Source organism: Kutzneria viridogrisea DSM 43870 (assembly GCF_000525635.1).
Classification (GTDB): domain Bacteria; phylum Actinomycetota; class Actinomycetes; order Mycobacteriales; family Pseudonocardiaceae; genus Kutzneria; species Kutzneria viridogrisea.
In genome coordinates this window covers 2,277,710-2,303,172 of record NZ_CP007155.1, presented here as the reverse complement: position 1 = coordinate 2,303,172, position 25,463 = coordinate 2,277,710, and the positions used below count along the sequence as shown (strand labels likewise).

Genomic DNA, 25,463 nt, shown 5'->3' with positions numbered 1-25,463 from the left:
GTCAGCTCCTCACGAGTACGGGTTGCTTGCGGCGGTCCAGGGCACCGGAGATCAGCGCGACGGCCAGCCCGGCGAGCACGAGCAGGGCGCCGATCCAGTTCGGCGCGGTGTAGCCGAGGCCGTGTTCGATGGCCAGGCCACCGAGCCAGGCGCCCCCGGCGTTGCCGAGGTTGAACGCGGCGATGTTGGCGGCGGAGGCCAGCGCGGGCGCGCCCTCGGCCTTGTCCATGACGCGCATCTGCAGCGGGGGCACGGTCGCGAACCCGGCGGCACCCAGCAGGGCGATGGTGATCGCGGCGGGGACCTGGCCGTGTGCGGTGACCACGAAGGCCGCCAGCACCAGGGCCAGCGCGCCGAGGCTGGCGTAGACGCTGGGCATCACCCTGCGGTCGGCCCCCTTGCCGCCGATCAGGTTGCCCACGACCAGCCCCACGCCGAACAGCACGAGCAGCCAGGTCACCGCACCGGCGGAGAAGCCCGCGACCTCGGTCATCATCGGCGCGATGTAGGTGAAGGCGGCGAAGACCCCGGCGAAGCCCAGCGCGGTCATCAGCAGGGCCAGCAGCACCTGCGGACGGCGCAGCACGGCCAGTTCGGCGCGCACCCCGGCGTTGTGCTCCGCGGGCTGCGGCGGCACCAGCAGGGCCACCCCGACGAGTCCGATCACACCCAGCAGGGTCACCGCCCAGAACGTGGAGCGCCAGCCGAAGGCCTGACCCAGTGCGGTGCCCAGCGGCACGCCGAGCACGTTGGCCACGGTCAGCCCGGTGAACATCATCGCGATGGCACTGGCCCGCTTGTCCGGGGCCACCAGCGCGGCGGCCACCACCGAGCCCACGCCGAAGAAGGCGCCGTGCGAGAGGGCGGCCACGATGCGGCCGGTCAGCAGCAGGCCGTAGTCACCGGCCAGCGCGGAGATCAGGTTGCCCACGATGAACAGCACCATCAGCCCGACCAGCATGGTCTTGCGCGGCAGCCGGGCCGCGAGCAGCGTGAGCAGCGGGGCACCGACCACGACGCCCAGGGCGTAGCCGGAGATGAGCAGGCCCGCCGAGGGGATGGATACGTGCAGGTCGGCGGCCACCTCGGGGAGCAGACCCATGATCACGAACTCGGTGGTGCCGATGCCGAAGGCGCTGATCGCCAGCGCGAACAGGGCGATGGGCATTGGTCCTCCAGGTAGAATCCTCGTGAGCAATAACCGGCGTCCGCGATAGTTGCACACGCTTGATGTTGCAGACGCTTGATAATGTTGCACGCAACGAAGGCGAACGCAAGCCGAGCGAGGGTGACCCATGACACTGGCCGACGAGGACGTGGCGATCCGCGCCCAGAACTGGTGCACGCTGGCGGCACTGCACGCCCGCATCGAGGACAAGCTGGAGCGCGCGCTACAGGGCTCGCACCAGTTGTCGGTGCGCGAGTACAGCGTGCTGACGGTGCTGGCCCAGCAGGACAACTTCCACCTGCGGATGAACCAGCTGGCCAGCGCGGTGGTGCTCAGCCAGTCGGCGACGACCAGGCTGGTGACCCGGCTGGAGGAGCGCGGCCTGTTGCAGCGCTACCTGTGCGCCGACGACCGCAGGGGCATCTACACCGAGGTCACCGAGGCCGGTCAGCAGATGCTGGAGCAGGCCCGCCCGGTCAACGACAAGGCGCTCTCGGAAGCGCTGGCCGAGGCCGAGCAGCAGCCCGAGTTCGCCCCACTGGTCAAGGCGCTGGCCGCGCTGCCGCAGTCCTGACCCGCGCCGTCCACAGCAGGGCGAGAGTGGGCACGACCCCGCCGACCAGCAGGCCGACCAGCACGTCGTGCGGGTAGTGCGCCCCCACGTAGACCCGGCTGAACCCGATCAGCAGGGCGATGACCCACGCCACCAGCCCGATCCGCCTGTTGATCAGCAGCAGCGCCACGGCCGCCGCCCCGGCGATCGCGGAGTGGTTGCTGGGAAAGGAGAAGTCCCAGAAGTGCTCGCAGGGCAGCACCGTGCGCACCGGGGCCAGCGCGCGACAGGGCCTGGGTTCCTCCACGAACGACTTGATCGTGTTGCTCGCCAGCCAGCCGAGGAACACCCCGAACGGGGCCCAGACGACCAGTGCGCGCCGACCGGTGCGCCAGGTCAGCGCCCACAGGCCCACGAACAGCACGAACCCGTAGTCGGTGAACAGCCGGGCCGCGCCGTGCAGCCACGGGGTGGCGGCGGCAAGATCGGACACGGCGCGGAACCAGCTGTCGTCGAACACCCCTCAGTTCTACACAGTCCTCAGCCGGTGCCGATGCGCGGGAACGGATTGGTGGAGAAAACGACCTCCACCGGTACCTCGAAGTACTCCGCGATCCGCAGGGCCAGGTGCAGGCTGGCGCTGTACTCCCCGCGCTCCAGGTAGCCGACGGTCTGGTAGTGCACGCCCAGCGCCTCGGCCAACTGCCTGCGCGAGACCCCGCGCTCCACCCGCAGCACGGCGATCCGGTTGTAGACCTGCTCACTCATCGCCGCGCCTCGCTTGCGCTCGGCGCAGCGCTTCGCGCGGGCACCGTGCCCGATGATTCACTCGCAAGCTCGCTCATCGCGTCTCAGCCAATCCGCTGCATCGCCTTCTCCCGCCGCGCCGCCACGCTGGACCCCGACTCGCGGCGTGCCATCCTGCGCAGCACCACGGGCGCCAGCACCAATCCCAGCACAGCCCAGACCGCGAGCACGCCGAAGGTCTCCAGTGGACGCCAGGAGTGCGCGATCTCGGCGACCACCGCGCTGTCGGGCAGCATGGCCGAGCGCATGCCCAGGCCCAGCCAGTAGATCGGCGAGCACTGGGCGACCAGCTGCACCCACTGCGGCAGCACGGTGATCGGGTAGAAGATGCCGGAGATGACCGACAACCCCATGATCGGCAACATCACCAGAGCGGCGCTGCGCGGGCTGGTGAACAGCGAGCCGAGCACCGCGCCCAGCGGCATGGTCGCCACCAGGCCGAGCACCAGCACCCAGGCCAGGGTCAACCAGGCCCCCAAGCTGGTCAGCCCGATCCCCTCGAACAGCAGCACCCCCGGCACCAGCAGCACCAGCACCGCGGCCACCGTGCTGCCCGAGATCGTCACGATCTTGCCGATCAGGTAGCCCAGCATGCCGTTGGGCACGGCCTTGGCGCGCAACAGGGTCCCGTCCTCGCGCTCCGCGGTCAGCGTCTGCGCCATGGCGAGCAGCCCGCCGAAGGCCACGTTCAACCCGAGCATGCTCGGCAGGGACATCGCCCCCACCGAGATCGGCGCGTCCTTGACCGGGACCTGGCGCAGGAACAGCATCACCACCAGGAACACCGCGGCGGGCAGCAGGAAGTTGACCACGTCCTGGGCCGTGGACATGGTCTGCCGCAGCTCGATCAGGCCGCGACGCAGCCCCGCGCGCACGGCCGTGGTCACCGGGGTCACCTGGCCACCTCCTCGAACTCGCGCACCAGCGACATGTAGGTGTCCTCCAGACTCGCCCTGCGCACCTCCAGCTCGCTGATCTCCTCCCCGTACTGGGCGAACAGCTCCCGCACGAAACGGGTCGCGTCCCGCTCCGAGTGCACGAAGCGCTGCCCCGCCCTGGTCCAGCGGACCTCCGCCTCGGTGGCCATCTGCCGGGACAGCGCGTCCGCCGACCCGTCCGCGATCACCTTGCCACCGGCCAGGATCAGGATCCGGTCGGCCAGCTTCTCCGCCTCGTCAAGGTCATGGGTGGTGATCAGGACCGTGGTGTCCTCATCGGACAGTCGGTGCACCAGGTCGTGGAACTCCCTGCGCGCCTCCGGGTCGAAGCCCACGGTGGGCTCGTCCAGGAACAGCACCTTCGGGCGGCCCACGATCCCGATCGCCACGTCCAGCCTGCGCCGCTGCCCACCGGACAGCCGCATGACCCGCTTGTCCGCGTGTTCGGTCAGCCCGACCGCCGTCACCAACTCGTCCACCTGCCAGGGCTGCTGGTAGCAGGTGTAGTAGCCGCGCAGGTGCGCCAGCAACTCGCGCACCCGCCACTTGCCGTGGTCCCGCCAGGACTGCAACACCACCCCGAGCCCGGCGCGCCAGCGCTCGTCCCCGTGCGCCGGGTCGACCCCGAGCACGCGGACCTCCCCCGCCGAGCGCATCCGGAAGCCCTCCAGGATCTCGATGGTGGTCGTCTTGCCCGCCCCGTTCGGGCCGAGCAGCGCGAGCACCTCACCGCGGTGCGCCTGGAAGTCCACGCCGGTGAGCACGTCCGCGCTGCCGTAGCGCATGCGCAGGTCGCGAACGTCGAGTACCGCCTCCATATCCCCTCCCCCTGTCGAACCCCTGCATTGAAATGTAGCAGACCTACTACATTCGCGAGGAGGAGTACGACAACTACTGCTGGGAGAGTGTGAGGGCCTCCTGCGCATCGGCGAGGTCCTCGGCAGTGGGCGGGGCGTCCTGGTCGACCTCGGCCCGCCAGTAGCCGGTGAACGCGATGCGCTTCTTGTCGAACCCGCGGTCCACGAGGTGCCTGCGCAGCGCCCGCACCGCGGCGGCCTCACCGGCCACCCAGGCGAAGCCCGTCCCCTCGGGCAACTGCGCCACGCGCGCCGCGTCGAGCAAAGTCCTGCCAGTACTGCGATGCACCCAGTGCACCGTCACGTCCGCCTTGGTGTCGAAGGACTGCTCCTCGGCGGAGTCGGCAACCTCGATGTACGCCAGGGTCTTCGTCCCGGCGGGCAGGGCCTCCAGCGAGGCACCGATCGCGGGCAGCGCGGTCTCGTCGCCGAGGAACAGCAGCCAGTCCTCGTCGCTGGGTTCGAGATAGTGGCTGACCGCCGGACCGAGCAGGCCCAGCACGTCGCCGGGCACCGCCCTGCTCGCCCAGGCCGAGGCAGGGCCGGTGTCCCCGTGCAGCACGAAGTCGATGTCGATCTCGTGGCGCTCAGGCCGGTGCGCACGGATCGAGTAGCTGCGCATCCAGGGCCGCTCGGCCTCCGGCATCGCCAGGTAGGACTGGTACCAGCGCGCGATGTCCCCGTCGGCGGGCGGCTGCGGCACAGTCGGCTCGCCCTGCCCCGGCCTGGGGAAGAACAACTTCGCCTGCTGGTCCGGGGCGAGGTGCTCGAACTCGGCCAGTCCGCCGAAGGTCACCCGCGCCATGTGCGGGGTGAGGCGCCGGACGGCCGTCACCCGCATGAGCGTGAACTGCTTCATGCGGTAAGGCTAGCCTAAGCTAATGGTTTGCGAGCAGTGTTCGCGGCGGCTCGGCTGAGCCGCCGCGAACCCACGTCACAGGCCGATGACCGGCGGCACCACCTTCTCGTCGGTGCCGAAGATCTCGTCCGGGTCGGCCTCCACCAGCCAGGACGGCCGCTGGTGCTCCCCGTCCTCGCCCTTCTTGCCGCCCTTGCCGCCCTGTCCGGCCATGCCACCGGCGCCCGGCTGCCCCGCCGCGCCCCGGGCACCGCCCAGGCCACCGCGACCCGCGGCCTCCTCGGCCGCCATCGCACCCGCGCTCGCGCCCGCACCGGCACCCCTGGATCCGGCACCGCCAGCGCCCGCGCCAGCCGCGCCCGAACCCGCGCCCGCGCCGAAACCACCTCGGCCGCCCGGACCACCGGCCCCGGGTCCACCGGTACCTGAGCCAGGGCCGAAGCCCCGGCCACCGCCCGGGCCATTGCCGCCACCCGGACCCGAGCCGCCGGGGCCACCCGGCGGCAGGCCGTAGCCCGGGCCGCCAGGGCCAGGCATGCCGGGACCAGGCCCGCCGTAGGTCGGCGGGTCACCCCAGCCCGGCGGGTAGCCGCCAGGCGGCATGATCCCACCCGGCGGGTAGCCGGTCCCCGGTGGCGTGCTGCCACCCGTGCCCTGCGTGCCGGTACTGCCACTGCCACCGCCACCCGGCAGCTGCCCCGGCGGGGTCCAGCCGCCACCACCCGGTCCGACGCCACCGGTACCACCCGTGCCGCCGCCACCCGGCCGGTAGCCGCCACCGCCACCACCCGGTCCGACGCCGCCCGGGTTGAAGCCACCCGTGCCGCCCCCGGTGTAGCCCGGTGTGCCGCCACCCGGCTGGGGAGTCTCGCCGCCACCCGGGTTCGCCACCTGCGGCGGCGGCGCGAACGCCGGCGCGCTCTGCGCCGTCGTCGACAGGGTCTGGTCGTAGGTCTGGACCGCCTGCGCCGCCTTCTGGTGGTCCGCCTTCTCCTGTGCCGCCTGCTGGCGGAAGCCGTCCGCCAGCTTCGCGTACTGCACCGGGTCCGTCTGCGCCGCCTGCAACTGCTGCGCGGCCGTCGCCGGATCGTACGGGTTGGCCGGCGGCTTCGGCACGTTCGCCTTCACCGAGTCCAGCGCGCTCGACTGCTGGTGGGTGAGCATGCCCGCCAACTGCGAGGCCTTGCCCGCCTCACCCGACTTGTTCGCCACCTGGGCTATCGCCTGCCTGGCCGACTCCGCGCTGGCGCCCGTCCAGCTCGACTCCGAGTTCGCGATCGCCCCCGCGATCCGGTCCCCGAACTTCGCCAGGCTGTTGCCGATGCCCACCCAGGTGTCCCCGGCCTGCGCCACTCTGCCCGAGTCCACCTCGTTGTTCACCTGGTCGTACAGCGCCTGGTGCGGGATGCCCTCGTAGTGGATGGCCGGATTGCCCGGGGCGGCACGCTTCATCACCCCGTTGTTGAGCTGCTGCTCCTGCTGGTCGACCTTCTCCCCCGAGTGCAGCATCCCCAGCAGCGGGCCGAACAGCGGGCCGTACTTCGCCTCCCCCTCCTGGATCGCCTGCTGACGCAACTGCTCGATCGTCGGCACATCGTTGTACTGCTTGATGTGGTACCGATCTCTAGCCGAATCCGCGCTGGGTACCTGACCATTGCTGACCATGACGCCGTCTCCCCTACGACTTCGGCAACTTCGGCTCGACCAACTTCGCCGCCTTCTCCCCCAGCGCGCACGCCTTGTCCTGGCTGCCGCTGTCGTCGACACCAGTGACGTCAACCCTGGACTTCGAGGTAACGGCTATTGCGATCCTGCACTCGCCCGCGCTGCCCCGCAGTTCACGTGCCTGATGCGAACCGAACTGCGTTTCGGTGATCTTCCCGGAGGTGCTGAGGTCCGCAGTGCCCTTGTCGACGAGGACCAACACGTTGACACCGGCAGCACCAACACCCCAGTCGCAGGTGGGCGCGCCTGCGAGAGTTGACTTCTTCCCGGCCTCGCTGCCTCCGATCGCCGAGATGTCGGCGCTGGACAGCAGGTCACACGGGTTGAGCGTCGCGAGGGTCGGTCCCGACGTGTTGCTCCCAGTGGACGCAGAAGTCGTCGCCTCGGAGGTTACGGGAGTCTTCACCGGCCCGGGATCGCCCTGCACCGGACTGCCCGTACACCCCACAGTGACGAAAGCCACCACAATAAGTCCGACCGCAAACACACCGCGCCGCACACTCTTACCCTTCATCCGGAAAAGCATCATCAATGCTCGTTCTTCCTCAGGCTGCTGGCGCCGGAGTGATCGGCGTCCTGCTGGAGAGCAACCGACTTTCGAATCGTGTTCTCGACGTCATCCAAATCGGTCTGCAGCTTGTGCAGGAAGGGCAGAAGTCCCTGCGCTTGATCGCTGGCGACAGTCGCCATGAAGGGCCTGTAGACCTGAGCAGCCGGTGTCTGTCCAAGCGGCAGGACCTCGGCCAGACCGGTGCTCTTCATGATGTGGCTACGGACCTCGGCCTTCAGGTCGGCCACCGCCTTGAGGAGCGGCTCGGCGCCCTCCTCGGTGATCGAGAAGCCGCCGCTGGCCGAGGCAGCCTTGAGCTGCGAGACCGCGCCGCTGATGCCGTCGATGGCCGCGTACACCGTGAATCACTCCCCACCCTGAGCATGCCAGACCCCACGTACACCGTAGCTGGGCACGGGGACATCTGTGCGTTGAGACGTTGAGACCGAGGTCATCGGTTCCACCCGGTCAGGAGAACCTGGCGAGCAACCGGTGCAGCTGGTGATCGAGCTTGGCCTGGTCGCCCGGGGTGTAGGTGACGTGCAGCCTGCCGTCGGCGCCGCGGTCGCTGATGACGAGGTACCGGCCGGCGTCGGTGTCGAGCCAGCTGACGGACTCGCTGGGGCCGAGTTGCCCGTGCCGACCGTCCTCGGCGACGACGAACGCACCGCTGCCGAGCCGGGGCATCGCGAGGATGCGCTGGGCGGCCTCCAGGTCACGGCCCGCCTGGTCGGAGGGGCCGCCGGTGGAGTGCAGGTAGCTGGCTGAGGCGAAGTCCTCGTCGACGCGACGCGGGGCGGGGGCCGCGGACTCGGTGACGGTGACGGAGGCGCCGTGCGCGGGGGCGAGCGGGGGCAGCAGGCCGACCAGCGCGCGGACGGCGCCGTCCTCGGCGAGCACGTCGAACCGGATGCCACCAGAGGTCTGCACGCCGACGACGACCCGGTCCTGCGCGAACACGGCGAGCGCGATCAGCTGGCGCTCCCCCGCGCTGCCGAGCATGGACACCGACAGCCTGCCGGTGCCGAACAGCCGCAGCGTGTCCTCCAGTTCGGGCGCGAACCGGGAGCCGTGCACGAGTCCGCGCGCGGACAGGCTGGCGTTGACGCTGGCGTACAACCCGGGGCGGTCGACACCGCCGCCGAAGTACGGGAAGGCGAACGGGAACCTGCGCAGGTCGACACCGAGCGCCTCACCGGCGGCGTCGAGTTCTGGGAATGTGCACTCCAGTACGGCCACTGCACAATGCTGGCACACACACAGCGTCACCAACGAGCGATTCGCGGATCTACCCCAGGGCGAAGATCACGCCCGCTGTGGCACCGGCTCCCAACAGGGCGCCGACAACCGCCTGCGCGACGGTGTGCTCGCGCAGTGCCACCCGGGAGAAGCCGACGACCACCACGAACAGGTAGCCCAGCGCCCACCACGGCCCGAGCAGGGCGGCGAAGGCGGTGACGGCGCCACCGGTGACGGCGGTGTGCACGCTGACCTTCCAGACCAGGGTGACCAGGAACAGCGGCAGCAGCACGGCGAGCATCGCCAGCAGGGCGCCGACGAGCACGGGCGGCGCGCCGAGTTGGGCGAGCAGCACCCCGCAGCCGCCGACGGAGGCCATCACCACCGGGATGACCACGATGCGGGCCTCACGGCGGCGCACGTGCGGGTCGTCCCACCGGCCGAGCACCATGCCCAGGCGGATCACCACCGCGGGCACGATCCCGGTGAACAGCACGGCGAGCAGCGCCCACCCCAGTCCCGGCCAGCCGCCCGCCCGCCAGCCGATCAGCACCAGTCCGGCCACGACCACGTTCTTGGGGTCCAGCACGTCGCTGACCACCCGGGCCACCCTCAGCGAGGCCATGCTCGGCTCCTCGACTTGATCAACTCCGAGTGGGGATCGTAGGAATGCGCCGGTGGCAGCAGCACGGAACACGCCGACGGCTCACCCCATTGATCCGATTATTCCGAAGTCTTGACGCTCTGCGCACCTGCTCGTTAACTCAGTGCAACCGCCCGCCCCCGCACAGCACACCGGGCGGTCCCTGCGAACAAGGAGCAACCGTGAAACGACAGGCAACCCGCCTGGGAGTGGCCCTGCTGGCGGCGACAGCGCTGGCGTTGGGCGCACCATGGGCCAGCGCGGCGCCACAAGCGCCCGCGACGACCGCCGCCGCGCCGGACATCGACGTGGCCAAGGTCAAGGGGCATCTCGACCAGTTGCAGAGCATCGCCACGGCCAACGGCGGCAACCGGGCCACCGGCAGCCAGGGCCACGCCAAGTCGGCGGCCTACGTCAAGCAGCAGTTGCAGGCGGCCGGGTTCACCGTGACCAGCCAGTCCTGCACCAGCTGCACCGGCCAGGCCCCGAACGTCATCGCGGACTGGCCCGGCGGGGACGCCAACCAGGTGGTCATGTTCGGCGCGCACCTGGACGGGGTGTCGGCCGGTCCCGGCATCAACGACGACGGCTCGGGCTCCTCGGCGCTGCTGGAGGTGGCACTGACCCTGGGCAGGACCAAGCCGGTGCTGGCCAAGCACGTGCGGTTCGCCTGGTGGGCCGGTGAGGAGCAGGGCCTGGTCGGGTCCCGGTTCTACGTCAACGGGCTGTCCTCGGCCGAGCGCGCCAAGATCAAGGTGTACTCCACCTTCGACATGATCGCCTCGCCGAACGCGGGCTACTTCGTCAACGGCACCAACGACTCGGCCACGGCTCTGCGCAACTACTTCGCCTCGATCAACGTGGCTGTGGAGACCACCAACGAGTGCTGCAGCGATGACGGCTCGTTCCGCAACGCGGGCATCCCCGTGGTGCTGGCCTCGACCGGGGCCAGCGCGCGCAAGACCTCGGCGCAGGCCGCCAAGTGGGGCGGCACCGCGGGTGCCGCGTACGACTCCTGCTACCACCGCGCCTGCGACAGGTTCCCGAGCAACATCAACGATGTAGCGCTGGACCGATTCAGTGACGCCATAGCCTCCGCCGTGTGGAAGCTCGGAGTTGGCTGAGCCGCTGGTCAACGGCGCCGCGCGCGAGTTGTGCACAGGTCCCGAGTTGTCCACAGCCCGAGCCCGTTCAAGATCAACTAGGCGCTTCGGGCGGTAGACTGGTTTCGGGGTCGCCCCCCTGGGAGTGGCGGGGGATGGGTACAGGGCGTTAGGCGTCGAAGTCCACTGTGAGAGTGTCGCCGACCGGGAAGGTCTGACAGGTCAGCACGAACCCGGCGGCGACCTCCGCGGGCTCCAGGGCGAAGTTGCGGCGCATGTCGGCCTGGCCGCCGACGACCTTGGCGCGGCAGGTGCCGCACACCCCGCCCTTGCAGGCGAAGGGCAGGTCGGGGCGCACGCGCTGGGCGCCTTCGAGCAGGGTGGTGTCGGCGGCGATGGGCACCTCGGTGGTGCGGCCGTCGAGCACCACGGTCACGGCGGTGCTGGGGCCGGTGACGCCGGGCTCCTCGTGCCGCACGGGCTCGGGCGGCAGGTCGTCGACGAAGAACAGCTCCTGGTGCACGCGCTCAACGGGCACACCGAGTTCGGCGAGCACCTCCTGCGCGTCGGTGACCATGCCGAACGGGCCGCACAGCCACCAGTGGTCCACGCCCGGCACGTCGATCAGCAGCGGCAGCAGGGCGCGCAGCTTCTCGGCGTCGAGGCGGCCGGTGAACAGCTCGGCCTCGCGGGGTTCCCGGGACAGCACGTGCACCAGTTCGAGCTCGGCCCGGTGGGCGTCCTTCAGGTCGGCGAGTTCGTCGGCGAACATCACGGTGTCGGTGCGGCGGTTGCCGTACAGCACGGTGACGGTCGACCGCGAACTGTCCAAAAGGGACGACGCGATGGACAGCATCGGGGTGATGCCGGAACCTGCGGCGATCAGCACGTGGCGGGCGTCCTGGGTCAGGTCGGGGCTGAACGAGCCGGTGGGCGGCAGGACCTCGACCTGGTCGCCGGGGCGGACCTCGCGCACGAGCCACTGGGAGAACAGGCCGCCGGGAACCTCGCGCACGCCGATGCGCGGACGTGCGCCGACGGGGGCGCAGATCGAGTAGGAGCGGCGCTCGTCACGGCCGTCCACGACCCGGCGCAGGGTCAGCGACTGGCCGGGGCGGAAGGCGAACTCCTCGGCCAGCTCCGGCGGCACCTCGAAGCTGACGGCGACCGCGTCCTCGCACAGACGCTCCACTTCGGACACGCGCAGCAGGTGGAACTCCGTGCGGCGCTTCACCGTGGCGGTCACTCAGATCTCCTTGACGTGTTCGAACGGCTCGGCGCAGGACCGGCAGCGGCGTAGCGCCTTGCAGGCCGTGGCGCTGAACTCGGACTGCAGCACGGTGTCCGGGGAGCCGCAGAGCGGGCAGCGCACCAGTTGGGCGGGCGGCACCAGGGTCAGCGGCACGGGGCCGCTGGCACGACGGGGCGCGGGGCCAGGTGGGGCGATACCGGCCTCGGCGAGCTTGCGGCGGCCCGAGGGGGTGATCCAGTCGGTGGACCAGGCGGGGGTCAGCACCACGCGGATCTCCACCTCGGAGTAGCCCGCTTCGCGCAGGCGGGCGTCCAGGTCGTCGCGCATGGTGTCCATGGCGGGGCACCCGGTGTAGGTGGGGGTGATGGACACGACCACACGACCGCCCTGGCCGACCTCGACCTCCCGCAGCACACCGAGTTCGGCCAGGGTGAGCATGGGCAGTTCGGGGTCGGTGACCGTCTCCGCGACCTCGCGCGCCCCGCTGATCACCACGTCGCGTCCGGGTGTGCGCGGGCCACGCTCTGCAACTCGGCGAGCAGGTAGCCCATCTCCTCGGTGTGCACGCCGTCGCGACCGGACCGGCCCAGCACGGTTGCCAGGGCTGGGGTTTCGGGCAGTTGCAGGGTGGCGGCGGTCAGCACCTGGGCGAGGACGGCGTCGAACTCGGCACGCAGCTCGGCGGGGTCCACGCCGATCCGGGACTCGACCGGGTGCCCGGTGAACAGCTCGCCGACGTAGGGCCAGACCGCGGTCAGACCGTTCTGCATGCGTTGGTGCGACAGTTCGGTGCCGTCCCCGAGCCGCACGACCCAGCGCGCGGCGTAGTCGCGGTGGTAGGCCACCTCCTTGACGCCCTTGGCGGCGATAGCGGCCAGCACCGGGTCAACGGAGTCGACCAGCCGCTGCAACAGGGCAAGGCGCCAGGTGGCGAAGACCAGCAACCGGGCCATGGAGAACGCGAAGTCGGCGTTGCCCACCTCGACCAGGCGCACGTTGCGGAACGCCTGTTCGGTGCGCAGGAAGGCGAACTCGTCCTCGCCGCGGTCGGTGCCGTCGGCCTTGCCCGCGCGAGCGAGCAGCAACCTGGCCTGCCCCAACAGGTCCAGGCCGATGTTGGCGATGGCGACCTCGTCCTCCAGCTCGGGAGCACGGGTGCACCACTCCTGCAACCGGTGCGACATGATCAGCGCGTCGTCCCCGAGCATCAGGCAGTAGGCGGCCAGCTCTGCACCGTCCACACCGGACGGAACCGTGGTGTCCACTCCGGACAGTGGGTCGGCGAACCCGGTGCCGAAGGCCCAGCGCGCGTCGCCCTCTTCGGTCAGCGCCTCGTACGCGTTGTCGAACACGCTGTCCTCACATGTGGGGTACGTCGTCGGGGATGTCGTAGAACGTGGGGTGCCGGTACACCTTGTCCCCGCTGGGCGCGAAGAACGGGTCCTTCTCGTCCGGGCTGGAGGCGGTGATGTCGGCGGCCTTGACCACCCAGATGCTCACGCCCTCGTTGCGCCGCGTGTAGAGGTCGCGCGCGTGCCGCACCGCCATCTCCTCGTCGGCGGCGTGCAGCGAGCCCACGTGCACGTGGTTGAGGCCGCGCTTGCCGCGCACGAACACCTCGTACAGCGGCCAGTTGCTGCGTGCGGTCATGCTGCTGCTTCCCTCCGGGCGTGTTTGGCCGCGTGCGCCGCGGCGGCGTCGCGCACCCAGGCGCCGTCCTCGTGCGCCTTGCGGCGGTGCGCGACGCGCTGGGCGTTGCACGGGCCGTTGCCCGAGATGACCCGCTTCAGCTCGGACCAGTCGATCGCGCCGAAGTCGTAGTGACCGCGCTCGGCGTTCCACCTGAGGTCCGGGTCGGGGAAGCTCACCCCGAGCTTCTCCGCCTGCGGCACGCTCATGTCCACGAAGCGCTGGCGCAGTTCGTCGTTGGTGTGCCGCTTGATCTTCCATGCCATGGACTGCGCGGTGTTGGGCGAGTCGCCGTCGGGCGGGCCGAACATCATCAGCGAGGGCCACCACCAGCGGTTGACCGACTCCTGCACCATCTCGCGCTGCGCGTCGGAGCCGGACATCATGGTCATCAGCAGCTCGTAGCCCTGCCGCTGGTGGAAGGACTCCTCCTTGCACACGCGGATCATCGCCCGCGCGTAGGGCCCGTAGGAGCTGCGGCACAGCGGGACCTGGTTGCAGATCGCCGCCCCGTCCACGAGCCAGCCGATCACGCCCACGTCGGCGAAGCTCAGCGTGGGGTAGTTGAAGATCGAGGAGTACTTCTGGCGGCCGGTGACCAGCATCTCGGTCAGCTCGGCGCGGTCGGCGCCCAGAGTCTCCGCGGCCGAGTACAGGTAGAGCCCGTGCCCGGCCTCGTCCTGCACCTTGGCGAGCAGGATCGCCTTGCGCCGCAAGGAGGGCGCGCGGGTGATCCAGTTGCCCTCGGGCTGCATGCCGATGATCTCGGAGTGCGCGTGCTGCGCGATCTGCCGGACCATCGTCCTGCGGTAGCCCTCGGGCACCCAGTCGCGGGGCTCCACCCGCTGGTCGGCCGCGATGGTGGCCTCGAAGTGGGCGAGCAGGGCCGGATCCTCGGACACGACCTCTCTCCTTTCAACCGACCATTCGGTCAGTAATGAGTCTCGCTGACTGGGCGCCCGAGCGCAAGTGCACTAGGCCTTGGCGACCAGGGTCAGCACGTCGTACTTGGCCACCGACTCGCCCTTGCCGTTGGTCACGTCGGCGTCCCAGCGGACCTCGCCGTAGTCGGCGTTCTCGCGGGGCGTGATCTGCTTGGCGGTCAGCGTCACGGTCAGCTCGTCCCCGGGGTAGGTGGGGGTGAGGAAGCGCAGGTTCTCAAGGCCGTAGTTGGCCAGCACCGGGCCGGGCTCCGGGGAGACGAACAGGCCGGCGGCGAAGGACACCACCAGGTAGCCGTGCGCCACCTTGCCGCCGAAGAACGGGTTGGCCTTGGCGGCCTCCTCGTCGGTGTGGGCGTAGAAGGTGTCCCCGGTGAACTCGGCGAAGTGGTCGATGTCGTCCTGGGTGACGGTGCGCGGACCGGCCACCACGGTGTCGCCGATGCGCAGCTGTGCCAGGGACTTGCGGAACGGGTGCACCCCGTCGGCATTGCGGTCGGCACCCGCCACCCACTGGCCGGTGACCGCGGTGAGCACCTTGGGGCTGCCCTGCACGGCGGTGCGCTGCATGTGGTGGAACACCCCGCGGATGCCGCCCATCTCCTCACCGCCACCGGCCCGGCCGGGACCGCCGTGCACCAGCGCGGGCAGCGGGGAGCCGTGCCCGGTGGACTCCTTGGCGCTGTCGGCGTCGAGCACCAGCAGGCGGCCGTGCCACGGGGCCACGCCGAGCACCACGTCCCTGGCGAACTCGGTGTCCCCGGTGACGACCGAACCGGCGAGGCTGCCCTGACCGCGGGCGGCGAGCGCGACGACCTGCTCGGTGGAGGTGTAGGGCATCAGCGTGCTGACCGGGCCGAACGCCTCGACCTCGTGCGGCTGGGCCAGGTCCGGGTCCTCGGCGCGCAACAGGATCGGGGACAGGAAGGCACCCCGGCTGGGGTCGGCGTCCACCACCTGGGGGTCGCCGGGGTCGCCGAACACCACGCGGCCCGCCTCCAGCAGGGCCTTGAGCGAGCGGCGGACCTCCTCGCGCTGCTCCAGGCTGGCCAGCGCGCCCATCCGCACGTCCGGGTTGGCGGGGTTGCCCACGGTGACCTTCGCCAGCCGCGCGGAGGCCGCCTCGGACACGGCGTCGAGCAGGTCGGCGGGCACGAAGGCGCGGCGGATCGCGGTGCACTTCTGTCCGGCCTTGACGGTCATCTCGGTGCACAACTGCTTGACGAACAGGTCGAACTCGGCGGTGCCGGGCTTGGCGTCCGGGCCGAGGATCGAGCAGTTGAGCGAGTCGGCCTCGGCGTTGAAGCGCACCGAGCGGGACACGACCCTGGGGTGGGCGCGCAGCCGCTGCGCGGTGGAGGCCGAGCCGGTGAAGCCGACCAGGTCCTGTTCGGTGAGGTGGTCGAGCAGGTCACCGGCGCTGCCGCAGACCAGTTGCAGCGAGCCCTCGGGCAGCAGCCCGGACTCGATGATCAGCTCGACCAGGCGGGCGGTCAGGTAGGCGGTCTGGCTGGCGGGCTTGACCAGGGTGGGCACGCCCGCCACGAAGGCGGGGGCGAACTTCTCCAGCGGGCCCCACACCGGGAAGTTGAAGGCGTTGATCTGCACGGCCACACCGCGCAGCGGGGTGAGGATGTGCTGGCCCGCGAAGGTGCCGCCCTTGCTCAGCGGCTCCACGGCCCCGTCCACGCAGACGGTGGAGTTGGGCAGTTCGCGGCGGCCCTTGCTGGAGTAGCCGAACAGCACGCCGATGCCGCCGTCGATGTCGAACATCGAGTCGCCCTTGGTGGACCCGGTTCGGGTGGACAGGGCGTAGAGCTCCTCGCGGTGCTCGCGCAGGTGCGAGGCCAGTGCCTTGAGCAGGGCGGCGCGCTGGTGGAAGGTCAGCTCGCGCAGCGCGGGGCCGCCGACCCTTCGGCCGTGCTCCAGCGCGGCGGCCATGTCGATGCCCGCCGAGGAGACGGTGGCGACCTCCTCGCCGGTGACCGCGTCGTGCAGCGGTACCCCCGGCTCGGTAGCGGTGTGCCAGCGGCCGTTGACGTAACTGCGCAGCGGTGCCATCGATCCCTGCCTTCCGGAGAGGGAATTACTTACCGTCCGTTCGTTCAGATGCTAGCGTGGCGGCATGGCCGAGGAAACCGTTCAGCTCGCCATCGGCGAGGGCGTCGCGACCATCGCGCTCAACCAGCCCGCCAAGCGCAACGCGCTGACGGTGGAGATGAAGGTGGCCCTGCTCGAGGCCGTCGAGGAGGTCGCGGCCGAGGACTCGGTGCGCGCCGTGGTGCTGACCGGTTCCGGGCGGGCGTTCTGCGCGGGCCAGGACCTTGGCGAGCACGCCGAGGCCCTGCGCGCCGACCCGGCCAGTGCGCTGGACACCGTGCGGGCGCACTACAACCCGCTCGTACAAGCCATCACGGACATGGACAAGCCCGTGCTGGCCGCGGTCAACGGCACCTGCGTGGGTGCCGGTCTCGGTCTGGCCCTGGCCTGCGACCTGCGCCTCGCCACCGCGAGCGCCAAGTTCGCCACCGCCTTCACCGCGATCGGCCTGAGCTGCGACTCGGGGCTGTCGGCCACGCTGGTGCGCGCGGTCGGCGCCGCGCGGGCGAGCGAGCTGGTGCTGCTGGGCGAGGCGTTCACCGCGGAACAGGCACTGGCCTGGGGTGTGGTGGGCCGGGTCGTGCCCGACGAGCAGTTCGCGGGCGCCGTGGAGCAGTTGGCCGGACGGCTGGCGACCGGTCCGACCAGGGCGTTCGCCGAGGCCAAGCGGGCCATGGCCGGGGCGTGGACCCCGCCGATCGGCGAGGTGCTCGCCGCCGAGGCCGCCGCCCAGTCACGGCTCGGCCTGACCACCGATCACCAGGGAGCCGTCGAGGCGTTCCTGGCCAAGGAGCAGCCGAAGTTCAGCGGGGCCTAGTCCTGGTCACCGCCGAGCGAGCGCCGCCAGTCGGTGCGCACCACGCCGGACACGATCTCGTTCGCCGCACCGCTGGTGGTCAGTCCGCCGTCGCGGGCGTAGCGGCGCAGCTCGGCGAAGGCCGTGTCCATGTCGCTGTCCAGGTGCTCGGCGAGCACGCCCTTGGCCTGTTCGATGACGATCCTGCTGTGCAGCGCCTGCTGCAACCGCATGGCCAGCACCTCGTCGTTGCGGCCGGACCGCTCCTGCAACAGGCTGATCGTGGCCACGTCGGCCAGCGCCTGCGCCACCCGCATGCCCACCAGGTCCAGCGTGCGCGGCCGCACGTGGAACAGGTTCAGCGCACCGATGGTGCGCTCGCGCAGCCGCAGCGGCAGGGCGTCCACCGCCTCGAAGCCCGCCGCCAGCGCGGCCTGGGCGAACCGCGGCCAGCGGCTGGCCGCCATGTTCAGGTCCGCGACGCTGACCACGGCCCCGGACCGGTAGCACTGCACCGAGGGCCCCTGCTCGCTCTGCAACTCGAACAGCTCCAGCAGTCGCGCTCGCTCGCTGGACACGGCAATCGTGCGCAGCCGGTGGTGCTGGTCGGCCAGCAGCACCCCGGCGAGGTCGACGTCGAGCACCTCGACACAACTGTCGGCCACCAGGTCCATGAAGTCGATCGAGTCGAAATCGGTGACCAGGGTGTCGGTCAGCCGAACGAACATCTCGGCAAGCCTGTCAGCAGGCACCGATACCACCTCCACGCGGTCGCGCCGACGGGGTGGGGTTCCCACCGGGTTCACAGCGGATCCGCATCGACACCTCTCGAGAAGCGTAGCGTCCTGTTCACCACGCCCGCGGCCACTTCGGCCAGCGGCAACTGGTTCGCGAACGCGTGGGCTCTCAGCCGGACCAGCGCCTCGCCCAGGTCGACTCTGAGCTGCACGGCCACCATGCCGGTGGCCTGGTGCACCACCGCCCCGCCCAGCGAGCCGTCGTCGTTGAGCCAGTGCGCCGTGTGCCCGGACCCGTGCGACTGGGCGTCGAGCACCAGGTTCAGCACGAGGTCGGCGAACACCTGCGCGTCGGCGATCTGGTCGGGCAGCAGCGCACCAGCGCTGTCCCGGTAGGTGGCGAACACCCCCAACTGCACGGCCCCCTTGCGCAGCGGGAAGGCGAACAGCGCGCGGGCGGTGGACTGCACGGCCGCCGGGGCGAACACCGGCCACCGTTGCAGGCTCTCCTCGCTGTCCAGGTCCGAGGCCAGCACGGGCAGGCCTGAGGCGAAGGCCTCCTCACACGGCCCCTCGCCGAGGGTGAACTGGCTCTCCTCGAGGGAGGCGGCCAGCGGATCGCTCGCGTACGCGCGTTCCCGCTCGGCGGGCGAGGTCATCAGCGTCAGCCAGGACCCGGTGAGCTCAAGCGCGGCCACGCAGGCATCGCAGACAGCGGGAAAGGACACGTCGGTACCTGTCGCGCCGACGTGTCTGGCAACCGTGGCCCACGCGCGCATGACCCGTTGGCCACTCACCGTCTGGACCACCTGATCGTCGTCTGCGACTCGGGCACCGGCAGGTGACCAATGGCAGGCACGCTACTCCTTGCGCAGCCGACGTGCTCGCGCCTGGAGGGTCTGCTCGTCGACAACCGCACGTGCGACGTCGCGGAGCAGACGGTTGTGCGAACGCGCGTGCGTTCGCAACATCGCGAACGCGGTGTCCAGATCGGTGTCGAGACGTTCCGCGAGAATGCCCTTGGCCTGTTCAATGAGAATTCTGCTGGTGAGCGCCCCCTGGAGCTGGTCCACCGTGGTCTCGGTGCGCCGAATAGCGGTCTGTTGCAGGATGCCCAGCGCCACCAGACCCGCCACCATCCGCGCGACCTTTCCCGCGTCGCGGACCATCGATCCTCTGGTCGTGAGAAAGAGTGTCAATGCGCCGATGGTGTCCTCGCGCACGCGCAGGGGAACCGAATGGATGGCGCGGACACCGACCGTCAGCGCCGCCGCGCTGAAGGTCGGCCACCGGCCCGCCTGTGCTTCCAGGTCGAGGACCTCACTGGGCTCACCTCTGCCGTGGCTGGTGTTGCTCGGCCCGTCGGGGCAACTGAGTTCCATCGCAACCAGTTGTCGCACAACCTCATCAGAGGCTCCAACGGGGCGAAGCACGCCCTGCCGGTCGGCGAGCACCAGAGCCGCGCCGTCCACGCCGAGCAGGCGCACGCTGCGCTGGGAGACCACGTGGGCCACCTGCTCGATCTCGATGTCATCGGCCAGGGTGTCCGCCAGCGTCAGAAAAGTCTCCGCCAGGTTGTCGGTCACCGAATAAGTCACATACGCACAGTACGCGGGGTGTACGCCATTACCCCCGATCGACCACCAAAGGAGTGCACAGGAAGACACCTGGCGGGTGAATTACACCATAGTGATGAACGGCATGCCCCGAATGGACCTGTGAGGCGGACAGAAACAAATCCATACTGGCCACTGCCTGCTCAGTTGATGTTCGAGTAGGATTCAGCTTTTACGGGGACAGTTCCCCGGATCTGCGCCGCTCCAGCCCTTGGCGGCCCTCTGATGGGTACCGGCAGGAAGGCGGAGTGGTGGTCATCGCCCATGTCATGGAAGGTCTCGATTCCTGTTCGACGACCCAGCGCAGACTGCGTGCGCTGATGGCGTTGCTGGTGCTCAACCCCAGCCGGGGTGATCGCCCGCCCTCGGACGAGGACAGCTCGCCGCCCGGCTGGCGGCAGTTGGCCCGCTGGGACCTCAGCGGGACGCTGGCCGCGGCCGACCAGATCCGGCTGCTGCCCGACGAGCTGCTGTTCTCCGCCACCAGGCCGGACGAGCTCGTGGACGCGCTGATACCCACGCCGCACCTGATCCACCCCACCGGCTTGCCCGGTCTGCGGCTGCTCACCGCGGCGGCCGACGGCAGTTGGTTGCAGTGCCGCCACGTACCGACCCGAGCCCTGATCAGGATCGAGGCACTCGGCTCGGCCACGATCGACTGCGGCCGTCGCGGACGTCCGTGGCAGGCGGTGGACAACGGCTGGGCGCTGACCTCGCCCGAGATGCGGGCGATGACAGCGGTGCCCGCAGTGCACCCGCACGCCCGCACGCTGTTGTCCGCGCTGCTGGCCCGGCTGACCACGGCGGGCCCTGAGCGGTTCCGCGAGGCCAGCGCCGGGTTCGGCTGGCACCGGCTGTGGGGCCGCAGCAGGCACTGGGTGTTCTGGTGCGAGAACCGGGACGTGGTCATGGACCTGGCCACCGCCCTGGTCGACGCGGGCGTTGGCCTGCCGGGGGCCTCGTTGCTGTTCAGCACCGGCGCGTCGGCCACCGTGGGGTACGGCAACGCGGCGCTGCGGCTGTCCAGCCACGTCCGGCGCTGAGGCCAGCTCAGTTCCAGTCGTGGAAGCCCCGCCCCGTCTTGCGACCGAGGTCGCCGCGGGCCACCGTGTCGCGCAGCAGCGCGGGCGGGGCGAACCGCTCGCCGAGCGTGCGTTGCAGGTACTCCGCGATGGCCAGTCGCACGTCCAGGCCGACCAGGTCGGTGGAGCGCAGCGGCCCCATCGGGTGCCCGTAGCCCAGTTCCATCGCGCGGTCGATGGACTCGGCGTCGGCAACGCCCTCCTCCAGCATGCGGATCGCCTCCAGGCCGAGCATGACGCCCAGCCTGCTGGTGGCGAAGCCGGGTGAGTCGCGCACGAGAACCTCGGACTTGCCGAGCTGGCTCACCCAGCCCAGCGCGCGGTCCCGGGTGAGCTCGGCGGTCTGCGGGCCGACCACCAGCTCCACCAGCTTGGACACCGGCACGGGGTTGAAGAAGTGCATGCCAAGGAAGCGCTCCGGGCGGTCCAGGACCGAGCCCAGCTCGGTGATCGACAGCGAGCTGGTGTTGCTGGCCAGCACGGTGTCCGGGGACAGCACGCGCTCGGCGGCGGTCAGCACCTGGATCTTCAGCTCGACCGACTCGGGCACCGCCTCCACGACCAGGTCGGCCCCGGCGGGCAGCTCGGCCACGTCGGTGACCGTGCGGACCCTGGCCAGCGCGGCCTGCGCGGTACCGGTCAGCTTGCCGCGCTCGGCGGCCCGCTCCAGCCCGGTGCCGACCCGTTCCAGCGCGGCGGCGGCCGTGGACTCGTCGCTCTCCACGACGACGACCTCGGCGCCGATCCCGGTGAAGACCTGCGCGATGCCCGCGCCCATCCGGCCCCCGCCGATGACTCCCACCAACACGGCGGTCACACCCTTTCCACGAGCATCGCCACGCCCTGGCCGACCCCGACGCACAGCGTGGCCAGCCCGCGCCTGCCGCCCTCGCGTTCCAGCCTGCCCAGCAGGGTCACCAGCAGCCGCGCACCGGAACAGCCCAGCGGGTGGCCCAGCGCGATGGCCCCGCCGTCGGCGTTGACCCTGTCCTGGTCCAGCTTGAGCCGCCGCACGACGGCGAGGCTCTGCACGGCGAAGGCCTCGTTCAGCTCGATCGCGTCCAGATCCTGCACGGACAAACCCTGGCGTGCCAACAACTTCTCCGTGGCGGGCACCGGCCCAAGGCCCATCAGGTGCGGCTCGACGCCCGCCGAGGCGCTGGCCACCACGCGGGCGCGCGGGGTGAGGCCGTGGCGCCGCACGGCCTCCTCGCTGGCCAGCACGAGCGCGGCGGCCCCGTCGGACAGCGGGGAGGACGAGCCCGCGGTGACCACCCCGTCCTTGCGGAACACCGGGCGCAGTGAGGCGAGCTTCTCCAGCGTGGTCGAGGGCCGCGGCCCCTCGTCGGCGGTGACGCCCTCCACCGCGACGATCTCCCGCTCGAACCGGCCCGCCGCCTGGGCCGCCACGGCGCGCTGGTGGCTGCGCAGCGCGAACGCGTCGCTGTCGGCGCGGCTCACCCCGTCCAGCGCGGCGACCTCCTCGGCCGTCTCGCCCATGGACAGCGTGTGCCGCGACTCGTGCCGGGGGTTGGTGAACCGCCAGCCCAGGGAGGTGTCGCTGACCTCACCGGGCCGCGCCCAGGGCGTACCCGGCTTGGCCATCACCCAGGGCGCGCGGGTCATCGACTCCACGCCGCCCGCGACCACGACCTCGGCCTCACCCGACCGGATGGCCTGCGCGGCGGAGGCCACCGCGGTCAGCCCGCTGGCGCACAGCCGGTTCACCGTGTAGCCGGGCACCTGCTCGGGCAGGCCCGCCAGCAGCACGGCCATGCGCGCCACGTTGCGGTTGTCCTCACCGGCCTGGTTGGCCGCGCCGAGGATCACCTCGTCCAGGGCCGCACCGGGCACCCCGGCCCTGCGGACCGCCTCGCCGACCACGGTGGCCGCCAGGTCGTCCGGCCGCACCCCGGCCAGTGCTCCGCCGTACCGGCCCTGCGCGGTGCGCACCCCGTCGACCAGGAACACCTGTCCCATCGGCTCTCCTCTTGACACACCTCGGCGTGCTGCCCTGTACTTGGCGCACCATTATTAACCGTCCATTCGGTCAGTTCGCAAGCACGGGAGCCGCTCTTGTCACCAGAGGAACTCCGCGAGCTGCAACTGCGCCGTCTGCAGTGGACGCTGCGGCACGCCTACGAGAACGTGGCCTGCTACCGGGCGAAGTTCGACGCGGCCGGCGTGCACCCCGAGGACTGCCGCGAACTGGCCGACCTGGCGAAGTTCCCGTGCACCACCAAGCAGGACCTGCGCGAGCACTACCCGTACGGCATGTTCGCGGTGCCGATGGACCAGGTGCGCAGGGTGCACGCCTCCAGCGGTACCACCGGGCGGCCCACCGTGGTCGGCTACACGGAGCAGGACCTGGCCACCTGGGCCAAGGTGGTGGCCCGCTCCATCAGCGCCGCGGGCGGGCGGCCCAGGGACAAGGTGCACATCGCCTACGGCTACGGCCTGTTCACCGGCGGGCTGGGCGCGCACTACGGGGCGGAGGAGCTGGGCTGCACGGTGATCCCGGCCTCCGGCGGCATGACCGCGCGCCAGGTGCAGCTGATCCGCGACTTCCAGCCCGAGATCATCATGGTCACGCCCTCGTACATGCTGACCCTGCTGGACGAGTTCGAGCGGCAGGGCGTGGACCCGCGCACGAGCTCGCTGCGGGTGGGCATCTTCGGCGCGGAACCGTGGACCGAGCAGATGCGCCAGGAGATCGAGCAGCGCGCGGGCATCGACGCCGTGGACATCTACGGCCTGTCCGAGGTGATGGGCCCCGGCGTGGCCCAGGAGTCGGTGCGCACCAAGGACGGCCTGCACATCTGGGAGGACCACTTCTACCCGGAGGTGTTCGACCCGCTCACCGAGCAGGTGCTGCCCGACGGCCAGCACGGCGAACTGCTGTTCACCTCGCTGACCAAGCAGGCCATGCCCGTCATCCGGTACCGCACCCGCGACCTGACGACCCTGCGCCCCGGCAGCGCCTTCCCCGAGTTCCGGCGCATGGACAAGGTCACCGGCCGCACCGACGACATGATCATCCTGCGCGGGGTCAACGTGTTCCCCACGCAGATCGAGGAGATCGTGCTGCGCACCCCGGGTCTTGCCCCGCACTTCCAGGTGGTGCTGACCCGGGTCGGCCGCATGGACCACCTCACGGTGCGGGTGGAGGCCCGGCACGACACCCCCGCGCAGCGCCGCGCCACCGCCGCCGCCGAACTGGTCGCCGCCGTCAAGGACAACGTCGGCGTCAGCGTGGAGGTGGCGGTCGTCGACCCCGACACACTGGAACGTTCCGTGGGCAAACTTCGGCGAATCATCGACCAGCGAGTTGAATAGCCACGTGAGCACCCCAGCACCACGGCGCGGACGTCCCGGCTACGACCTGGAGTCCCTGCTGACCATCGCCGTCAAGGTCTTCAACGAGCGCGGCTACGAGGCCACCAGCATGGAGGAGCTCTCGCGCAAGCTGGGCATCACCAAGTCGGCGATCTACCACCACGTCTCCAGCAAGGACGAACTCCTGCGGCTGGCCATGGACCGCGCGCTGGACGGGCTGTTCACCGTCGCGGAGGAGGCCATGGCCCTGGACGGCCGCGCCATCCACCGGCTCGAACACCTCGTCCGCGGCAGCGTCGCCGTGCTCGCCGACCGGCTGCCCTTCGTGACGCTGCTGCTGCGCGTGCGCGGCAACACCAAGGTCGAACGCGCCGCACTGGCCCGCCGCAAGGAGTTCGACCGCCTCGTGACCGACCTGGTCAAGCAGGCCGAGGCCGAGGGCGACGTCCGCCCCGACGTGGATCCCGCCGTCACCGCACGCCTGCTCTTCGGCTTGGTCAACTCGCTGATCGAGTGGTACCGCCCGCGTGGCGGCACCAATCCCGCCACCCTCGCCAACGCCGTGTGCACCATCGCCTTCGACGGCCTGCGCACGAGCTGAACCGGCGAGTTCCCTCGCGGCGAAAGGACCTTTCGCCGCGGTGAGCGCGGTGAAAGCCACCTTCACGGCGCGTTTCCCCGCGGGAACTACACCGTTCCGGTGTTGCCCCCGCACGCGGAATGCTCGGATACTGCAGTACCGAAGTGGTCTGCACCACTTCCGCCGTCGGTCTGGACCACCTCGCGTTCCCTGCAACTCGTGAGGAGCCACACCATGAGAAAGCGCTTCACCCTGCCCTTGATCGCCATCGCCGCCGTCGTGCTGCCGGTGCTGTTCGCCGGTCCCGCCTCGGCGCACGGCTACTCCTCGAGCCCGCCCGCGCGGTCCCAGCTCTGCGCGCAGGGCGTGGTCAAGAACTGCGGGCCGATCCAGTACGAGCCGCAGAGCGTGGAGGGGCCCAAGGGCTTCCCCGGCTCGGGTCCCGCCGACGGGCGGATCTGCGCCGGTGGCCTGGGCCAGTTCGCGCAGCTCGACGACCCGCGCGGCGGCAGCTGGCCCGCCGCCAAGCTGACCAGCGGTGCCTCGTACACCTTCACCTGGCACTTCACCGCGCGGCACGCCACCTCCTCGTTCCGCTACTTCGTCACCCGCAACGGCTGGGACCCGAGCAGGCCGTTGACCAGGGCCGCGCTGGAGTCCACGCCGTTCCTGAACGTGCCCTGGGGCGGCAAGCAGCCCACCGGAGACGTGTCCCTGTCCGGCAAGCTGCCCTCCGGCAAGTCCGGGCGGCACCTCATCCTGGCGGTCTGGGACATCGCCGACACGGGTAACGCCTTCTACTCCTGTGCCGACGTGACCTTCTGATCACGCACCGTGTGGCCCGCGGCGTCGGGCCACACGGTTGTGTGACCGCGAACAGCACACGTGTGGG

General features: G+C 70.7%; 29 protein-coding genes. 7 read left to right on the top strand and 22 right to left on the bottom strand.

Annotated elements, in window-relative coordinates; all coding sequences use genetic code 11:
• Position 1: 1 nt before the first annotated feature.
• A complete protein-coding gene (locus KALB_RS10455) occupies positions 2–1,168 on the bottom strand; it encodes an MFS transporter (RefSeq protein ID WP_025355668.1) in 1,167 nt (388 codons plus the stop codon).
• Between the two features lie 127 nt (positions 1,169–1,295).
• Between KALB_RS10455 and KALB_RS10450 the strand changes: the two genes are divergently transcribed.
• Positions 1,296–1,742, top strand: coding sequence for a MarR family winged helix-turn-helix transcriptional regulator (locus KALB_RS10450; protein WP_025355667.1), 447 nt, complete (start codon positions 1,296–1,298; stop codon positions 1,740–1,742).
• On the opposite strand, the gene KALB_RS10445 is transcribed toward KALB_RS10450, so the two are convergent.
• The 10 genes from KALB_RS10445 to KALB_RS10395 form a co-directional block, all read right to left on the bottom strand.
• On the bottom strand, positions 1,711–2,241 hold the full coding sequence (locus tag KALB_RS10445) for a phosphatase PAP2 family protein (RefSeq protein ID WP_025355666.1): 531 nt from the start codon (positions 2,239–2,241) through the stop codon (positions 1,711–1,713). The two genes, KALB_RS10450 and KALB_RS10445, sit on opposite strands and share 32 nt — an antisense overlap.
• A gap of 20 nt (positions 2,242–2,261) precedes the next feature.
• Positions 2,262–2,489 (bottom strand): helix-turn-helix transcriptional regulator, encoded by a 228-nt coding sequence (locus KALB_RS10440; protein ID WP_025355665.1) that lies wholly within the window; start codon positions 2,487–2,489, stop codon positions 2,262–2,264.
• An 83-nt stretch (positions 2,490–2,572) separates the two neighbouring features.
• Complete coding sequence (locus tag KALB_RS10435; RefSeq protein WP_025355664.1) at positions 2,573–3,424, bottom strand: ABC transporter permease; 852 nt, start codon at positions 3,422–3,424, stop codon at positions 2,573–2,575.
• Positions 3,421–4,284: an ABC transporter ATP-binding protein gene (locus KALB_RS10430; RefSeq protein ID WP_025355663.1), complete on the bottom strand. Its 864-nt coding sequence runs from the start codon at positions 4,282–4,284 to the stop codon at positions 3,421–3,423. The genes KALB_RS10435 and KALB_RS10430 overlap by 4 nt, the downstream gene beginning before the upstream one ends.
• Positions 4,285–4,357: 73 nt before the next feature.
• Positions 4,358–5,182: a siderophore-interacting protein gene (locus KALB_RS10425; protein WP_025355662.1), complete on the bottom strand. Its 825-nt coding sequence runs from the start codon at positions 5,180–5,182 to the stop codon at positions 4,358–4,360.
• A gap of 75 nt (positions 5,183–5,257) precedes the next feature.
• Positions 5,258–6,847, bottom strand: coding sequence for a hypothetical protein (locus KALB_RS49785; RefSeq protein WP_158510733.1), 1,590 nt, complete (start codon positions 6,845–6,847; stop codon positions 5,258–5,260).
• A gap of 13 nt (positions 6,848–6,860) precedes the next feature.
• Positions 6,861–7,436 carry a DUF3558 domain-containing protein gene (locus tag KALB_RS43785; RefSeq protein ID WP_025355660.1) on the bottom strand — a complete coding sequence of 192 codons (576 nt, stop codon included), beginning with the start codon at positions 7,434–7,436 and terminating at the stop codon, positions 6,861–6,863.
• Complete coding sequence (locus KALB_RS43780; protein ID WP_025355659.1) at positions 7,436–7,816, bottom strand: hypothetical protein; 381 nt, start codon at positions 7,814–7,816, stop codon at positions 7,436–7,438. Before KALB_RS43780 ends, KALB_RS43785 begins: the two co-directional genes overlap by 1 nt.
• Before the next feature lie 109 nt (positions 7,817–7,925).
• Entirely contained in the window at positions 7,926–8,696 is a 771-nt protein-coding gene (locus KALB_RS43775) for an ESX secretion-associated protein EspG (protein WP_025355658.1), read from the bottom strand.
• Between the two features lie 49 nt (positions 8,697–8,745).
• Positions 8,746–9,321 (bottom strand): phosphatase PAP2 family protein, encoded by a 576-nt coding sequence (locus tag KALB_RS10395; RefSeq protein WP_025355657.1) that lies wholly within the window; start codon positions 9,319–9,321, stop codon positions 8,746–8,748.
• A 200-nt stretch (positions 9,322–9,521) separates the two neighbouring features.
• Here KALB_RS10395 and KALB_RS10390 point away from each other — a divergent pair, with 200 nt between their 5' ends.
• Complete coding sequence (locus KALB_RS10390; RefSeq protein WP_025355656.1) at positions 9,522–10,463, top strand: M28 family metallopeptidase; 942 nt, start codon at positions 9,522–9,524, stop codon at positions 10,461–10,463.
• Positions 10,464–10,611: 148 nt separating this feature from the next.
• Here the strand turns inward: KALB_RS10390 and paaE are convergent, their stop codons facing one another.
• The 6 genes from paaE to paaZ form a co-directional block, all read right to left on the bottom strand.
• Entirely contained in the window at positions 10,612–11,688 is a 1,077-nt protein-coding gene (gene paaE / locus KALB_RS10385) for a 1,2-phenylacetyl-CoA epoxidase subunit PaaE (RefSeq protein ID WP_025355655.1), read from the bottom strand.
• Entirely contained in the window at positions 11,689–12,183 is a 495-nt protein-coding gene (paaD, locus tag KALB_RS10380; protein ID WP_035966661.1) for a 1,2-phenylacetyl-CoA epoxidase subunit PaaD, read from the bottom strand.
• The gene (gene paaC, locus KALB_RS10375; RefSeq protein ID WP_025355653.1) at positions 12,183–13,046 is read right to left on the bottom strand and encodes a 1,2-phenylacetyl-CoA epoxidase subunit PaaC; all 864 of its coding nucleotides are present in this window, start codon (positions 13,044–13,046) and stop codon (positions 12,183–12,185) included. Before paaC ends, paaD begins: the two co-directional genes overlap by 1 nt.
• Positions 13,047–13,053: 7 nt before the next feature.
• Positions 13,054–13,344, bottom strand: a complete 291-nt coding sequence (gene paaB / locus KALB_RS10370; protein WP_025355652.1) for a 1,2-phenylacetyl-CoA epoxidase subunit PaaB — start codon at positions 13,342–13,344, stop codon at positions 13,054–13,056.
• Positions 13,341–14,285 carry a 1,2-phenylacetyl-CoA epoxidase subunit PaaA gene (gene paaA, locus KALB_RS10365; protein ID WP_025355651.1) on the bottom strand — a complete coding sequence of 315 codons (945 nt, stop codon included), beginning with the start codon at positions 14,283–14,285 and terminating at the stop codon, positions 13,341–13,343. The genes paaB and paaA overlap by 4 nt, the downstream gene beginning before the upstream one ends.
• Positions 14,286–14,357: 72 nt before the next feature.
• Entirely contained in the window at positions 14,358–16,385 is a 2,028-nt protein-coding gene (gene paaZ, locus KALB_RS10360) for a phenylacetic acid degradation bifunctional protein PaaZ (protein ID WP_025355650.1), read from the bottom strand.
• Between the two features lie 64 nt (positions 16,386–16,449).
• Here paaZ and KALB_RS10355 point away from each other — a divergent pair, with 64 nt between their 5' ends.
• Positions 16,450–17,241 carry an enoyl-CoA hydratase-related protein gene (locus KALB_RS10355; RefSeq protein WP_025355649.1) on the top strand — a complete coding sequence of 264 codons (792 nt, stop codon included), beginning with the start codon at positions 16,450–16,452 and terminating at the stop codon, positions 17,239–17,241.
• Here KALB_RS10355 and KALB_RS10350 read toward each other — a convergent pair.
• The 3 genes from KALB_RS10350 to KALB_RS10340 all read right to left on the bottom strand — a co-directional run bounded on the left by KALB_RS10350 (position 17,238) and on the right by KALB_RS10340 (position 19,543).
• Positions 17,238–17,948, bottom strand: a complete 711-nt coding sequence (locus KALB_RS10350) for a GAF and ANTAR domain-containing protein (RefSeq protein ID WP_030107741.1) — start codon at positions 17,946–17,948, stop codon at positions 17,238–17,240. The two genes, KALB_RS10355 and KALB_RS10350, sit on opposite strands and share 4 nt — an antisense overlap.
• 74 nt (positions 17,949–18,022) lie before the next feature.
• Positions 18,023–18,736, bottom strand: coding sequence for a GAF and ANTAR domain-containing protein (locus KALB_RS10345; protein WP_035966653.1), 714 nt, complete (start codon positions 18,734–18,736; stop codon positions 18,023–18,025).
• Between the two features lie 81 nt (positions 18,737–18,817).
• A complete protein-coding gene (locus KALB_RS10340; RefSeq protein ID WP_025355646.1) occupies positions 18,818–19,543 on the bottom strand; it encodes an ANTAR domain-containing protein in 726 nt (241 codons plus the stop codon).
• Positions 19,544–19,842: 299 nt separating this feature from the next.
• Between KALB_RS10340 and KALB_RS10335 the strand changes: the two genes are divergently transcribed.
• Entirely contained in the window at positions 19,843–20,616 is a 774-nt protein-coding gene (locus tag KALB_RS10335) for a hypothetical protein (RefSeq protein ID WP_148309419.1), read from the top strand.
• 7 nt (positions 20,617–20,623) lie between these two features.
• Here KALB_RS10335 and KALB_RS10330 read toward each other — a convergent pair whose 3' ends face one another.
• Both KALB_RS10330 and KALB_RS10325 read right to left on the bottom strand, forming a co-directional pair.
• Entirely contained in the window at positions 20,624–21,463 is an 840-nt protein-coding gene (locus KALB_RS10330; protein WP_201771981.1) for a 3-hydroxyacyl-CoA dehydrogenase family protein, read from the bottom strand.
• 5 nt (positions 21,464–21,468) lie between these two features.
• Complete coding sequence (locus KALB_RS10325) at positions 21,469–22,635, bottom strand: thiolase family protein (protein ID WP_025355643.1); 1,167 nt, start codon at positions 22,633–22,635, stop codon at positions 21,469–21,471.
• A 96-nt stretch (positions 22,636–22,731) separates the two neighbouring features.
• Here KALB_RS10325 and paaK point away from each other — a divergent pair, with 96 nt between their 5' ends.
• From paaK to KALB_RS10310, 3 genes are all read left to right on the top strand, one after another.
• A complete protein-coding gene (gene paaK / locus KALB_RS10320) occupies positions 22,732–23,991 on the top strand; it encodes a phenylacetate--CoA ligase PaaK (RefSeq protein WP_025355642.1) in 1,260 nt (419 codons plus the stop codon).
• A gap of 4 nt (positions 23,992–23,995) precedes the next feature.
• Positions 23,996–24,592, top strand: coding sequence for a TetR/AcrR family transcriptional regulator (locus tag KALB_RS10315; RefSeq protein WP_025355641.1), 597 nt, complete (start codon positions 23,996–23,998; stop codon positions 24,590–24,592).
• A 213-nt stretch (positions 24,593–24,805) separates the two neighbouring features.
• Positions 24,806–25,396, top strand: coding sequence for a lytic polysaccharide monooxygenase auxiliary activity family 9 protein (locus tag KALB_RS10310; protein WP_025355640.1), 591 nt, complete (start codon positions 24,806–24,808; stop codon positions 25,394–25,396).
• The last annotated feature ends 67 nt before the right edge of the window (positions 25,397–25,463 follow it).